This is a genomic window from Ectopseudomonas oleovorans (assembly GCF_003052605.1).
GTDB lineage: Bacteria > Pseudomonadota > Gammaproteobacteria > Pseudomonadales > Pseudomonadaceae > Aquipseudomonas > Aquipseudomonas oleovorans_A.
Map to the genome: position 1 here is coordinate 69,151 of NZ_QASO01000121.1, position 13,210 is coordinate 82,360.

The 13,210-nt window shown below is 62.8% G+C and carries 12 protein-coding genes and 1 pseudogene; 12 read left to right on the top strand and 1 reads right to left on the bottom strand.

Going from position 1 to position 13,210, the window contains the following annotated elements:
* The first annotated feature begins 14 nt into the window (after positions 1–14).
* The 8 genes from prfB to DBO86_RS21020 all read left to right on the top strand — a co-directional run bounded on the left by prfB (position 15) and on the right by DBO86_RS21020 (position 7,706).
* A protein-coding gene (prfB, locus tag DBO86_RS20985) for a peptide chain release factor 2 (protein ID WP_108234729.1) occupies positions 15–1,110 on the top strand; the annotation gives its coding sequence in 2 pieces (ribosomal slippage) (positions 15–86 and positions 88–1,110; 1,095 coding nt in all).
* A gap of 115 nt (positions 1,111–1,225) precedes the next feature.
* Positions 1,226–2,728, top strand: a complete 1,503-nt coding sequence (gene lysS, locus DBO86_RS20990; protein ID WP_108234748.1) for a lysine--tRNA ligase — start codon at positions 1,226–1,228, stop codon at positions 2,726–2,728.
* A 333-nt stretch (positions 2,729–3,061) separates the two neighbouring features.
* Positions 3,062–3,775 carry a TetR/AcrR family transcriptional regulator gene (locus DBO86_RS20995; protein WP_074858003.1) on the top strand — a complete coding sequence of 238 codons (714 nt, stop codon included), beginning with the start codon at positions 3,062–3,064 and terminating at the stop codon, positions 3,773–3,775.
* Positions 3,776–3,818: 43 nt separating this feature from the next.
* Positions 3,819–4,370, top strand: a complete 552-nt coding sequence (locus tag DBO86_RS21000; protein WP_108234730.1) for a hypothetical protein — start codon at positions 3,819–3,821, stop codon at positions 4,368–4,370.
* Positions 4,371–4,378: 8 nt separating this feature from the next.
* A complete protein-coding gene (locus DBO86_RS21005; RefSeq protein ID WP_108234731.1) occupies positions 4,379–5,668 on the top strand; it encodes a flavohemoglobin expression-modulating QEGLA motif protein in 1,290 nt (429 codons plus the stop codon).
* Positions 5,669–5,756: 88 nt separating this feature from the next.
* Positions 5,757–6,503, top strand: a complete 747-nt coding sequence (locus DBO86_RS21010; protein ID WP_108234749.1) for a TIGR00266 family protein — start codon at positions 5,757–5,759, stop codon at positions 6,501–6,503.
* A complete protein-coding gene (locus DBO86_RS21015; RefSeq protein ID WP_425266816.1) occupies positions 6,454–7,386 on the top strand; it encodes an alpha/beta hydrolase in 933 nt (310 codons plus the stop codon). The genes DBO86_RS21010 and DBO86_RS21015 overlap by 50 nt, the downstream gene beginning before the upstream one ends.
* Positions 7,383–7,706, top strand: a complete 324-nt coding sequence (locus DBO86_RS21020; RefSeq protein WP_003462641.1) for a PA3694 family proteiin — start codon at positions 7,383–7,385, stop codon at positions 7,704–7,706. The genes DBO86_RS21015 and DBO86_RS21020 overlap by 4 nt, the downstream gene beginning before the upstream one ends.
* Before the next feature lie 769 nt (positions 7,707–8,475).
* Here the strand turns inward: DBO86_RS21020 and DBO86_RS27370 are convergent.
* Positions 8,476–8,703, bottom strand: a pseudogene (locus DBO86_RS27370) (pilin assembly protein); the annotation flags it as partial.
* Here DBO86_RS27370 and ppc point away from each other — a divergent pair.
* The 4 genes from ppc (at position 8,702) to DBO86_RS27090 (ending at position 13,134) form a co-directional block, all read left to right on the top strand.
* Complete coding sequence (gene ppc / locus DBO86_RS21035; RefSeq protein ID WP_108234733.1) at positions 8,702–11,338, top strand: phosphoenolpyruvate carboxylase; 2,637 nt, start codon at positions 8,702–8,704, stop codon at positions 11,336–11,338. The pseudogene DBO86_RS27370 and the gene ppc overlap by 2 nt on opposite strands.
* A gap of 222 nt (positions 11,339–11,560) precedes the next feature.
* Positions 11,561–12,208 (top strand): adenylate kinase, encoded by a 648-nt coding sequence (adk, locus tag DBO86_RS21040; protein WP_003462636.1) that lies wholly within the window; start codon positions 11,561–11,563, stop codon positions 12,206–12,208.
* A 180-nt stretch (positions 12,209–12,388) separates the two neighbouring features.
* Complete coding sequence (locus DBO86_RS27085) at positions 12,389–12,742, top strand: HAD family acid phosphatase (RefSeq protein WP_279630314.1); 354 nt, start codon at positions 12,389–12,391, stop codon at positions 12,740–12,742.
* The gene (locus tag DBO86_RS27090; protein ID WP_279630316.1) at positions 12,742–13,134 is read left to right on the top strand and encodes an HAD family acid phosphatase; all 393 of its coding nucleotides are present in this window, start codon (positions 12,742–12,744) and stop codon (positions 13,132–13,134) included. Before DBO86_RS27085 ends, DBO86_RS27090 begins: the two co-directional genes overlap by 1 nt.
* The last annotated feature ends 76 nt before the right edge of the window (positions 13,135–13,210 follow it).

Genomic DNA, 13,210 nt, shown 5'->3' on the forward strand with positions numbered 1-13,210 from the left:
GAGTGCTGCCCACCATGGAAATCAATCCGATCCTCAACAGCATCAAGGACCTGTCCGAGCGAACCCAGTCAATTCGGGGGTATCTTTGACTACGATCACAAGCATGAACGCCTGGTCGAAGTAAACCGCGAGCTGGAAGACGCCAGCGTCTGGAACAAGCCCGAGTACGCCCAAGCCCTGGGCCGTGAGCGCGCCATGCTGGCGCAGATCGTCGAAACCATCGACGACCTCACCGGCAGCCTGGCCGATTCCAAAGATCTGCTGGAAATGGCTGCTGAAGAAAACGACGAAGGCGCCGTGAACGATATCGCCGCCGAAGTCGAGCGCCTGCGCGAAATCCTCGAGAAGCTGGAATTCCGCCGCATGTTCAGCGGCGAGATGGACCCGAACAACTGCTACCTGGATATCCAGGCCGGTTCCGGCGGCACCGAGGCCCAGGACTGGGCCAACATCCTGCTGCGCATGTACCTGCGCTGGGCCGACAAGCGCGGCTTTGACGCCACCATCATCGAGCTGTCCGAGGGTGAAGTCGCCGGTATCAAGGGTGCCACCGTGCACATCAAGGGCGAATATGCCTTCGGCTGGCTGCGCACCGAGAGCGGCGTGCACCGCCTGGTGCGCAAGAGCCCGTTCGACTCCGGCGCGCGTCGCCACACCTCGTTCTCGGCGGTGTTCGTCTCGCCCGAGATCGACGACAAGGTCGAGATCGAGATCAACCCGGCCGACCTGCGCATCGACACCTACCGCTCCTCCGGTGCCGGTGGCCAGCACGTCAACACCACCGACTCGGCGGTGCGCATCACCCACGTACCGACCAATACCGTGGTCGCGTGTCAGAACGAACGCTCCCAGCACGCCAACAAGGATACGGCGATGAAGATGCTGCGGGCCAAGCTCTACGAGCTGGAGATGCAAAAGCGCAACGCGGCCTCTCAGGCGCTGGAAGACAGCAAGTCCGATATCGGCTGGGGTCATCAGATCCGCTCCTACGTGCTCGATGACTCGCGCATCAAGGACCTGCGTACCGGCGTCGAGCGTAGCGACTGCCAGAAAGTCCTCGATGGCGACCTCGACGGCTATCTCGAGGCCAGCCTCAAGCAGGGCCTGTAAGCCTTACCCTGTAGGAGCCAGCTTGCTGGCGATCACGCTCTCGAAGCGCATCGCCAGCAAGCTGGCTCCTACCAAACCCCCATTTGCATATACACGCCAGGCAGATAAAACGACCATGAGCGACCAACAACTCGACCACAACGAGCTGCAACAGGAAGAAAACAAGCTGATTGCCCAGCGCAAAGAGAAGCTTGCTGCCGTCCGTGAGCAGGGCAATGCCTTCCCCAACGATTTCCGCCGTGACAGCCTGTGCGCCGACCTGCAGAAACAGTACGCGGAGAAGACCAAGGAAGAGCTGGAAGCGGCCGCCATCCCGGTCAAGGTCGCCGGGCGCATCATGCTCAACCGTGGCGCCTTCATGGTTATCCAGGACACCTCCGGGCGCCTGCAGGTCTACGTCAACCGCAAGACCCTGCCAGCCGAGCAGCTGGAAGCGGTCAAGCACTTCGACCTGGGCGACATCATCGCCGCCGAGGGCACCCTGGCCCGCTCGGGCAAGGGCGACCTGTACGTCGACATGCACAACGTGCGCCTGCTGACCAAGTCACTGCGTCCGCTGCCGGACAAGCACCACGGACTGACCGACACCGAGCAGCGCTACCGTCAGCGCTACGTCGACCTGATCGTCAATGAGGAAGTGCGCCACACCTTCCGCGTGCGTTCGCAGGTGATCGCGCACATCCGTCGTTTCCTCAACGAGCGCGGTTTCCTCGAAGTGGAAACCCCGATGCTGCAGACCATCCCCGGCGGCGCTGTGGCCAAGCCGTTCGAGACCCATCACAATGCGCTGGATATGCAGATGTTCCTGCGTATCGCCCCGGAGCTGTACCTCAAGCGTCTGGTGGTCGGTGGCTTCGAGAAAGTCTTCGAGATCAACCGCAACTTCCGTAACGAAGGCGTCTCGACCCGGCACAACCCCGAGTTCACCATGCTCGAGTTCTACCAGGCCTATGCCGACTACCGCGACAACATGGACCTCACCGAAGAGCTGTTCCGCGAGTTGGCCCTGGCCGTGCTGGGCAGTACCGACGTGCCCTATGGCGACAAGGTATTCCACTTCGGCGAGCCGTTCGTGCGCCTGTCGGTGTACGACTCCATCCTCAAGTACAACCCGGACATCACCGAGGCTGACCTCAACGACGTCGAGAAGGCCCGCGCCATTGCCAAGAAGGCCGGCGCCAAGGTGCTCGGCCACGAAGGCCAGGGCAAGCTGCAGGTGATGATTTTCGAAGAGCTGGTGGAGAGCAAGCTGGAGCAGCCGCACTTCATCACCGAGTATCCGTTCGAAGTGTCGCCACTGGCGCGTCGTAACGACGACAATCCCAACGTCACCGACCGCTTCGAGCTGTTCATCGGTGGTCGTGAGATCGCCAACGCCTACTCCGAGCTCAATGACGCCGAAGATCAGGCCGAGCGTTTCCTCGCCCAGGTGGCCGAGAAGGACGCCGGTGATGACGAAGCCATGCACTATGACGCCGACTTCATCCGCGCCCTGGAGTACGGCATGCCGCCGACGGCTGGTGAAGGCATCGGTATCGACCGCCTGGTGATGCTGCTGACCAACTCACCGTCGATCCGCGACGTCATCCTGTTCCCGCATATGCGTCCGCAGGCTTGATGCCAGACAGAAAGCCGCCTTCGGGCTAATGCCGGTCAGTTAAGCCGTTGCACTCGATTTTTGTAGGAGCCGGCTTGCCGGCGATCCGCCATAAAAAGCATCGCCAGCAAGCTGGCTCCTACGAAAAGCGCCCCCTCTACTGCAAGTAGGAGGGGGTGGTGACGAACTTATCTGATCAGCATTAGCCTTCGGGCGGCTTTTTGCTACTTGTCGTTATGCATTTCGCGGCGATTTCGCTGGGTGCCTGGCCTGTAAGCGAAACGGAGCCTTTTGCTTGCCTGTCCAAGCCATTACTCTCCCTGTCATAACTAGAACGTAGAGGGTCGACCCACCGTGAGCTCCGTGCCCGCGCCCCCGAATGCCACCCGGGCAGCCAATGCCGTCGCCGAAAGCGTCCAGTACCAGGGCCGCAAGGCCAGTCGCCAGGGCAGCGAGCAGCGCCGTCAGGCGATTCTCGATGCCGCCATGCGCATCATCGTGCGCGATGGCGTGCGCGCCGTGCGCCATCGCGCTGTGGCGGCCGAGGCGCAGGTACCCTTGTCGGCCACGACCTACTATTTCAAGGACATCGATGACCTGATCACCGATACCTTCGCCCAGTTCGTCGAGCGCAGCGCTGCGCAGATGGCGGCATTCTGGGCCGGTACCCAGGGTGTGCTGGAGGAGATGGTCGGGCGCCTGGATGGCAGCGAGCAGGCGCGTCGGCAATTGGCTGACGAAATCGCCGCTCTGGCGGTGCAGTACGTGCAGCGCCAATTGCGTGAGCGTCGTGATCACCTGATCGCCGAGCAGGCATTCCAGCAGGAAGTCTTGCTCAATCCGCGACTGCGCGAGCTGGTGCGAGCTCACCGGCAGATCCTGCAGCAGGGGGTCACCCACTTCTTCGAGGTGCTGGGCTCGCGCCAGCCTGAACAGGACGCCGTGCTGTTGACGGCCGCCATCGTGCGGATGGAGTATCAGGGCCTGCTAGACGGTGTAGAGCACCTGGACAGCCAAGGAATGCTGGCCATCCTTAAACGCTACATGAATCTGGTTCTGGGGTTGTAAACCGTCGATCATCGGGTCGAACGGTCTTCACAAGGAGAGCGTAATGAAAGCCTGGCGCGCATTGGTCGCCCTGTCCTTCCTGCTGTTGAGTGGTTGCCTGGTTACCTTCAAGGACCCGATTCCGGCCAACGAGGCTGCCCCGATACCTCTGCTGGGCGAATGGACCCGGCAGGACGAGTGGGGCGACCAGCTATTTCTGGAGATCACCCGTGCCGGCTCCAACCTCTACCTGGCGCGTATCTATGAAGGCAGCGCGGACAACGAAAGCAGCTTCGAGGAGTTCGGTTTCACCGTCGCTCATCATGGCCGCCGCTGGTACCTCTCGGCGGGCCTGCCGAAGAGCCTGGGGGCCAATTTCGCCATTGCCGGTTTCGAGTTGACCAAGGACAACGAGCTGGTGCTGTACAACCTCGACACCGACCGCATTCTTCAGGATATGGAAAAGGGCCTGCTGGAAGGGCAGACCGTTTCCATGCCCGAAGCGGACGGCGCACTGATCACCAGCCCGCTGGACAAGGTATTCGCCTATCTCGATGACCCGGCCAATGCCGACCTGTTCGTCGAGGTGGCGCGTTACCAGCGGGTGGCCGAATAGGAATCGTAATGAACAGCCCGCAAAAACTGGATGACTACCAACTCTGTATTCGCGCTCTCAGCGACCGTATCGTCGAGGCACAGACCCCGATCCGTGTGCTGGATGCGGTGAAATGGGATGACGGTATCCGTGAGGCGTTTCTCCAGGCCAAGGGCAAGCAGTTGCCAGCGGTGGATCGCGACTACTACCTGAGTCGGCCGCTGGCCTTCGATGCCGCCGCGAAGAAACTGGAATTCCAGAACATCGAGCGTGACATCACCCGTCAACTCGGCCAGTTCAACCCGGTCGGGCAGATCATGCGGCGCATGTGCAAGGAATACCGCATGGTCATCCGCATGCTCGAAGCGCGTGGCACCGAGGACTTCGGCCTGATCAGCCAGGAGTTGTATGGCGCTGCCTCCGACGCCTTCCATGCCGGTGATCCGACCTTGGCCGACCTTGGCCTGATGCTCTCGGACTACCTCAACAACATCGCTGCGCGTGGTGACCTCGAAGACGAGGCCAAGACCCTCGGTGCCAGTGATGCGGTGAACATCCTGCAGCAGCGCCTGGCTGGCGTATTTGGCGACGAAACCATTCGTGTGTTCGAGTCCGACGGTATTCTCGCCGATGCCGCGGCTGGCGCCGACTACATCAAGATCCGCAGCGATGCGCGTTTCAACGAGCGTGATGTCAAGGCGCTGGAGGTGCACGAAGGTCTGGTGCATGTCGGCACCACGCTCAACGGGCTCAACCAGCCGATCTGCACGTTCCTGGCCAAGGGCCCGCCCTCATCGACGGTGACCCAGGAAGGTCTGGCCATTCTCATGGAGGTGATCGCCTTTGCTTCCTACCCCACGCGCTTGCGCAAGCTGACCAACCGCACCCGCGCCATCCACATGGCCGAAGAGGGCGCGGATTTTCTCGAGGTATTCGAGTTCTTCCGCGAGCAGGGCTATGGCCTTGAAGGCGGTTACAGCAATGCCAGCCGGGTGTTCCGTGGGTCCTTGCCGACGGGCCTGCCGTTCACCAAGGACCTGTCGTACCTCAAGGGCTTCATCCTGATCTACAACTACATCCAGCTGGCGGTGCGCAAAGGCAAGCTGGAGCAGATTCCGCTGCTGTTCTGCGGCAAGACTACCCTGGAAGACATGCGCACCCTGCGCAAACTGGTGGACGAGGGCCTGGTGCAGCCGCCGAAGTACCTGCCGCCGCAGTTTCAGGACATGAACGCGCTGTCGGCCTGGATGTGCTTCTCCAACTTCCTCAATCACCTGAGCCTGGATCGCATCGAAGCGGACTACGCCAATATTCTTTGATCGCAGTCCGGTAGGGTGCGCTGTGCGCACCGTCGGCGCCACGCTTCGCCAGGCATACACCGTCTTGGCCTACTTCGGAGACCAGCAAGTGCCCAGCCATCAACTCGAATACGAAATCCTCGGCGCTTCGGCGCAATCGGTGGAGATCATTCTCGACCCCGGTGAGACGGTGGTCGCCGAAGCCGGGGCGATGAACTACATGACCGACGGCGTGCGCTTCGAGACGCGCATGGGCGATGGCTCGTCCAGCGGTCTGCTGGGCAAGCTGTGGAGCGTCGGCAAACGCATGCTCACCGGCGAGTCACTGTTCATGACCCACTTCAGCAATGCCGGCAAAAGTCAGGCACGAGTGGCCTTCGCCGCGCCTTATCCGGGCACCGTGGTGCCCATCGACCTGGCGAAGATCGGCGGGCGCTTGATCTGCCAGAAAGACGCCTTCCTCTGCGCCGCGCATGGCACCAGCATCGGCATCAGCTTCGCCAAACGCCTGGGCGCCGGCTTCTTCGGCGGCGAGGGTTTCATCCTGCAGAAGCTCGAAGGTGACGGCCTGGCCTTCGTGCATGCCGGTGGCACGGTGATCCGCAAGGAGCTGAACAACGAAACCCTGCGCCTGGACACCGGCTGCCTGGTGGCCTTCAGCAGTGGCATCGATTACGACATCGCTCTGGCCGGCGGCCTCAAGAGCATGCTGTTCGGCGGCGAAGGCATCTTGCTGACCACGCTCAAGGGTACCGGCACGGTGTGGATTCAGAGCCTGCCGTTCTCGCGCCTGGCCGAGCGCGTCTATGCGGCGACTGTTCAGGCGCGCGAAGAGGTGCGCGCCGGTGGCAAGTAGCCTACGGGCGCTGGTGTTGCTGCTGGCCAGCCTGTGGCTGGCCGGTTGCAGCGGCCTGCTGTTCTACCCGGAACCAGGGCTGCCGATTACCCCGGAGCGTGCCGGGCTGGAATACCGCGACATCGAGCTGCGCGCCGCCGATGGCACGCGTTTACACGCCTGGTGGCTGCCGGCCAAGGCTGGGGTGCAGGTCAAGGGCACGGTACTGCACCTGCATGGCAATGGCGGCAACCTGGCCTGGCACCTGGGTGGCGTTCACTGGCTGCCGGAGCAGGGCTATCAGGTGCTGATGCTGGATTACCGGGGGTATGGCCTGTCCGCTGGCAAGCCGCGTTTGCCCGAGGTCTACCAGGATATCGACGCGGCCTTCGCCTGGCTCGATCAGGCGCCGCAGGTGCAGGGCGCGCCGCTTTTCCTGCTTGGGCAGAGCCTCGGTGGTGCGTTGGCCGTGCATTATCTGGCCGAGCATCCCGAGCGCCAATCGACCTTGCAGGCCATTGCACTGGACGGTGTGCCGGCCAGCTATCGCGACGTTGCCCAGCATGCGCTGAGCAAGTCCTGGTTGACCTGGCCGCTGCAGGTGCCGCTGTCCTGGCTGGTGCCGGACGGCGACAGCGCGATTCACAGCATCGATCGACTCGCAGGCGCGCCCTTGCTGATCTATCACAGTGTTGACGACGCGATCGTGCCGCTTTCCAATGGCCAGCATTTGTATCAAGCTGCGCGCCCGCCACGCGCCTTTCAGGCGACCCGTGGCCCGCATGTGCAAACCTTTGCCGAGCCCGCCTGGCGTCAGTCGCTACTGGCGTTCTTCGTCGCGCCGCAGGCCTACGTCGAGCGCCTGGGACCGGCTACCGAATCCGCAACAGAGAGTCCGCAATGACCGAACGTAACCCCATTCCCCTGATCCTCACAGGTATCGCCAGCATCGTCGGCACCATCGGCGTGCTTTGGTACTACGGCTACGTGCATTTCGCCAAACCGGAAGATGCGCTGCTGCTGTCCGATTTCACCATGCTCAAGACCATTCCTGGTGAGGACTACAAGGTCTCGCTGAAACCGGCCAATCAGGTGGCGCAGTGCATCGATGGCGTGCTGGTATTGTTCGACATGCAGCAGAAGGGGCTGACCGGCGTGCTGGTGGACAACAAGAAGCAGGCGGTGCGCTGCATCGGCCAGGAAACCCCGGCCCTGGAGCAGTAAGGTCCGGCGCTAAAAAGAAGGTCCTTCGCATAGTTTGGGGAAAGTGCGGGTTGACACACCGGACTGGCAATTATGTGTGGGCTTTCGATGACTTGGTACTCTCCATTCTCACGCCGCCTGGCCTGATGGGTTTCGCCCCTTACGGGGGCGAGTCACTTGATTCGCTGCGCTCACCCTTCGGGCCAGCCTGCGGCTGTTACTTCGCTGCGCTTCGTAGCTCTTGCCCAAGAGAAAGTAACCAAAGAGAAGGGCACCCCGACATCCGAGCTAGACGCCCCCGCCCTGCTGCGCCGGGGTTCCCTCGCTCCATCACCACTCCAGGGGCACGACCGGATGCGGCCCACTGACGAAGGGCCATCCATGGCCCATCGCAGCTCTCGCGACATCCATGTCGCTCAACCCCTTACGTGGCGATTCCACTCGGCCTCCTGAGGGGAATTGGACGTCGCCTGTACCATCGCAGTTGAAGAGCAAAGGCAAAGGCCAGACGCCGCCAATTCCAATTCCGCAAAGATTACGTAAGCTCGCGACCTGGCCCCTTCAGGAGGCCGAGTGAAGGTGTTGCGTAGGGGGAGCGAGCCGCATGGATGCACCCAGTGCCAGGGCAGCCAGTTTGATCCCGTGCAGGCGGCTGCGCGGGGCTTTCTCGGTATGGGGCTTCATGGCGGCTAACTTCATTTGAAACACTCCTATGAACGACGTTATCCGTGGCAATTGGCCCATCGTGATGCTCGTCTACCAAGGGGCTTGGCGATATTGGCGTGTCACGATGGCTTGTCTCTTTGCCCAGGTCACTCAGTTCACGCAGGTATTTGCGCGACAGCGCCAGAAAGCGCGGTGTGGGCCCTATGTCCTCTTACAGCGGGTCGCCTTGCTCGTCCAGCGCCACGACCTTGCTGCCGCGCACGTAGGGCTGCCTGGGTACGCGTCGCACCCTTGTAAGAAGTTGGCGCGCTGGGCACTCTGTTGACACCGGACAGGAGAAGGAGTGCGACATGGCGGAAATCGATGCGCGCCTGCGTGAAGAGGTGCACCTGCTCGGCGAGCTGCTCGGGCACACCATCAGCACCCAGTTGGGCGACGAGTTTCTCGACAAGATCGAACGCATACGCAAGTCGGCCAAGGCCGGTCGTCGTGGCTCTGCCGCGGGTGCCGAGCAGTTGACCAGCACCCTGGGGGACCTGGGTGACGACGAACTGCTGCCGGTGGCGCGGGCCTTCAATCAGTTTCTCAACCTGGCCAACATCGCCGAGCAGCAGCACCGTGTGCGCCGTCGCCGTGCCGGTGAGCCCGAGCCATTCGAGTTGCGCGTGCTCGACGAGCTGCTCGAGCGCCTGCTCGCCGCCGGGCAGGGCAGCGATGATCTGGCGCGGCAACTGGGGCGTCTGGACATCGAACTGGTGCTGACCGCGCACCCCACCGAAGTGGCGCGGCGTACGCTGATCCAGAAATACGATGCCATCGCCGCGCAACTGACGGCGCTGGATCACAGCGACCTGTCGCCGAGTGAACGTGAGCGCATCGTCGAACGTTTGCAGCGGCTGATCGCCGAGGCTTGGCACACCGAGGAAATTCGTCGTAGCCGGCCCAGCCCGGTGGACGAAGCCAAGTGGGGTTTCGCTGTCATCGAGCATTCGCTATGGCAGGCCGTGCCGCAGTTCCTGCGCCGTGCCGATCAGAGCCTGCAGGCCGCTACCGGCCTGCGTCTGCCGCTGGAGGCTGCGCCGATTCGCTTCGCCTCGTGGATGGGCGGTGACCGTGACGGCAACCCCAATGTCACCGCGCGCGTGACCCGTGAGGTGTTGCTGCTGGCGCGCTGGATGGCCGCTGATCTCTACCTGCGCGACGTGGACAATCTGGCCGCGGAACTGTCCATGCAGCAGGCCAGTGACGAACTGCGCGCGCAGGTGGGCGACAGTGCCGAACCGTACCGTGCCTTGCTCAAGCAGCTGCGCGAGCGCCTGCGCGAAACGCGTAGCTGGGCGCAGCAGGCCCTCACTGCCGATGTGGCGCCGAGTACTGCAGTGCTGTGCGACAACCATGAGCTGCTGGCGCCGCTGCAGCTCTGCTACCAGTCGCTGCATGCCTGCGGCATGGGTGTGATTGCCGATGGTCCGTTGCTCGATTGCCTGCGCCGGGCAGCCACCTTCGGTCTATTTCTGGTACGCCTCGATGTTCGTCAGGATTCCTCCCGGCACGCTGCGGCGATGTCGGAAATCACCGATTATCTCGGCCTCGGTCGCTACGTCGAATGGGATGAGGAGGCGCGCCTCAGTTTTCTCCAGCGCGAGCTGGATAACCGCCGGCCACTGCTGCCGAACGACTATCGTCCTTCGGCCGATACTGCCGAGGTACTCGCCACCTGCCGCGAGGTGGCTGCCGCTCCCGCCGCATCGCTGGGCTCCTACGTGATCTCCATGGCCGGTGCTGCCTCCGACGTGCTGGCCGTGCAACTGCTGCTGAAAGAGGCCGGGTTGCGCCGGCCGATGCGGGTGGTGCCACTTTTCGAAACCCTGGCCGATTTGGACCACGCCGGGCCGGTTATCGACCGGCTACTGGGGTTGCCCGGCTATCGCGCGCGGCTGCATGGCCCTCAGGAAGTGATGATCGGTTATTCCGATTCGGCCAAGGACGCCGGCACCACCGCGGCAGCCTGGGCGCAGTACCGCGCCCAGGAGGAACTGGTGCGCCTGTGTCGCGAGCACCAGGTCGAGTTGCTCCTGTTCCACGGTCGTGGTGGCACCGTCGGTCGCGGGGGTGGCCCCGCTCACGCGGCTATCCTGTCGCAACCCCCTGGCTCGGTGGCGGGGCGGTTCCGCACGACCGAGCAGGGTGAAATGATCCGCTTCAAGTTCGGCCTGCCGGATATCGCCGAGCAGAATCTCAACCTCTATCTGGCTGCAGTGCTGGAAGCCACGCTACTGCCACCGCCAGCACCGGAGCCGAGCTGGCGGGCGATGATGGACCGCCTCGCCGATGCCGGAGTGAAGGCTTATCGCGACGTGGTGCGCGAGCATCCGCAGTTCGTCGAATATTTCCGCCAGGCCACGCCGGAGCAGGAGCTCGGCCGTTTGCCGCTGGGCAGCCGCCCGGCCAAGCGGCGCGAAGGCGGTGTGGAGAGCCTGCGGGCGATCCCGTGGATCTTCGCCTGGACCCAGACGCGACTGATGCTGCCGGCCTGGCTCGGCTGGGAGCAGGCCCTGGGACAAGCCCTGCAAGGCGGTGATGCTGACCTGCTGAAAAGCATGCGCGAACAATGGCCGTTCTTTCGCACCCGCATCGACATGCTGGAAATGGTCCTGACCAAGGCGGACGCCAATATCGCTGCCCTGTATGACCAGCGCCTGGTCGAGCCGGCACTGCAGCCGCTGGGTGCGCAGTTACGCGACCTATTGTCGCAGGCGTGCGCTGCCGTGCTGGAATTGACCGGGCAGTCGCGCCTGCTCGCGCACAATCCGGAAACCCTGGAATCGATCAGCGTACGCAACACCTACCTCGACCCGCTGCACCTGCTGCAGGTCGAGCTGCTGGCGCGCTGCCGGCAACGTCAACAGGCGCCCGAGAGCCCTCTGGAGCAGGCGTTGCTGGTCAGCGTGGCAGGTATCGCTGCAGGTTTGCGCAACACCGGTTGAAGGACGGCAGGTGCTGGCCGTCATATGCCTGGCCAGCGTCATGTGCCTGATTCAGGCCGCCAGGAGGAGGGTTTTATCCGACTTTTGGCGGCTTGTGCGCCTGGGGTGCGCTGTGTATCTTGAGCAGCCTTTTGGCCGCTACGGCAGCCGCACTACATTCAAGAGATTGGCCCCACGAGGCGAGTCCGACCGATTACTACATAACTCTTGAGGAGCACATCGATGCGCGTGATTCTGCTGGGGGCGCCCGGTGCCGGCAAAGGTACCCAGGCTCGCTACATCACCGAGAAATTCGGCATTCCGCAAATCTCCACTGGCGACATGTTGCGTGCTGCGGTCAAGGCTGGCACCGAGCTCGGCCTGAAGGCCAAGAGCGTTATGGACGCAGGCGGTCTGGTCTCCGACGACCTGATCATCAATCTGGTCAAGGAGCGTATCGCTCAGGCCGATTGTGCCAATGGCTTTTTGTTCGACGGTTTCCCGCGCACCATTCCGCAAGCCGAAGCGCTGCGCGAGGCCGGCGTAGCGCTGGATCACGTGGTTGAAATCGCCGTTGAGGACGAGGAAATCGTCAAGCGTCTGTCCGGCCGCCGTGTCCACCCGGCTTCCGGCCGCGTCTACCACATCGAGTACAACCCGCCGAAGGTTGCCGGCAAGGACGACATCAGCGGTGAAGAGCTGGTTCAGCGCGAAGACGACAAGGAAGAAACCGTGCGTCATCGCCTGTCCGTCTACCACTCGCAGACCAAGCCGTTGGTGGACTTCTACAAGAAGCTCTCCGCCGAGACCGGTACGCCGAAATACAGCCATATCCCGGGTGTCGGCAGCGTCGAAGAAATCACCGCGAAGACCCTGGCAGCCCTTGGCTGAGTCCAGCTCACCCAGCGTTATCGCAACAAGGCCCCGCAAGGGGCCTTGTTCGTTTATGGAACCTGATACGTTCAGGTCGTTCTCAAGCATGGCCGCGCAATGTGTGCCGGCTAGTATCGACGATGTAGCTTCCGGCCGGCGCCGGGGCGTGTCGATAACCTATAAGGAAGAGGGCATTCAATGACCGAGAAACGCATCTGGCTGGGCCTTGCGGTATCGCTGCTGGCCACTCCGCTGGCATTTGCTGACAGCAAAGAAGATTGTTCCGTCGCCGAATTCACCATGGGTTTGCGCTTTCAGCAGCAGTCCGCGGAGGTCCAGGCGCTACAACTGCAGGCCTACAACATCGCCACGGAGAAGCTCGACAAGGCTGTGGCGGCGGCGAAGGATCCCTCGAAGCTGGCCATCGTCACCGACCTCGATGAAACCGTGATCGACAACAGCGCGCTGCTGGCCCGCGATCTGGCCAACGTCATCAGTACGACGCCTGGGACACCTGGCTGCCCTGGGAGCGTGACGGCACCCCCGAACTGATCCCCGGCGCGAAGAAATTCCTCGAGCATGCCGACAAGCTCGGTGTGACCATCCGCTACATCTCCGACCGCGCCGACGAGCAGAAGAAGTACACCCTGGCCACCCTGAGCAAGCTGGGCCTGCCGCAGGTGTCGGAGGAGAGCGTGCTGCTGCTCGGGCCGCCCAAGGTCGAGCGCCGCGCCATCGTCAGCGCCGATCATCAGATCATCATGCTGCTGGGCGACACGCTGCATGATTTCGACGCACGTTTTCGCAAGACACCGCTCGACGCACAGCGTAATACCGTTGCCGAAGAGTCCGGCAAGTGGGGCGTCGAGTGGATCGTGTCCCCAATGCCGGCTACGGCACCTGGTCCAAGGCGCCGCTTAAAGGCTGGGAGGCCGAGCCGGTAGTCGAGCCTTGGTAGGGCAACGCTGATCCCCGTCGGTCGCTCGGCGCAAGTCGGGCGCCGACATAGTGCTGGAAAAA

Excerpts from the sequence above, each read along its gene's own strand:
- DBO86_RS27085 (WP_279630314.1), top strand. The coding sequence starts at position 12,389 with ATGACCGAGAAACGCATCTGGCTGGGCCTTGCGGTATCGCTGCTGGCC.
- lysS (WP_108234748.1), top strand. The coding sequence starts at position 1,226 with ATGAGCGACCAACAACTCGACCACAACGAGCTGCAACAGGAAGAAAAC.
- adk (WP_003462636.1), top strand. The coding sequence starts at position 11,561 with ATGCGCGTGATTCTGCTGGGGGCGCCCGGTGCCGGCAAAGGTACCCAG.
- ppc (WP_108234733.1), top strand. The coding sequence starts at position 8,702 with ATGGCGGAAATCGATGCGCGCCTGCGTGAAGAGGTGCACCTGCTCGGC.
- DBO86_RS21015 (WP_425266816.1), top strand. The coding sequence starts at position 6,454 with ATGCGGCGACTGTTCAGGCGCGCGAAGAGGTGCGCGCCGGTGGCAAGT.
- DBO86_RS21020 (WP_003462641.1), top strand. The coding sequence starts at position 7,383 with ATGACCGAACGTAACCCCATTCCCCTGATCCTCACAGGTATCGCCAGC.
- DBO86_RS21005 (WP_108234731.1), top strand. The coding sequence starts at position 4,379 with ATGAACAGCCCGCAAAAACTGGATGACTACCAACTCTGTATTCGCGCT.
- DBO86_RS21000 (WP_108234730.1), top strand. The coding sequence starts at position 3,819 with ATGAAAGCCTGGCGCGCATTGGTCGCCCTGTCCTTCCTGCTGTTGAGT.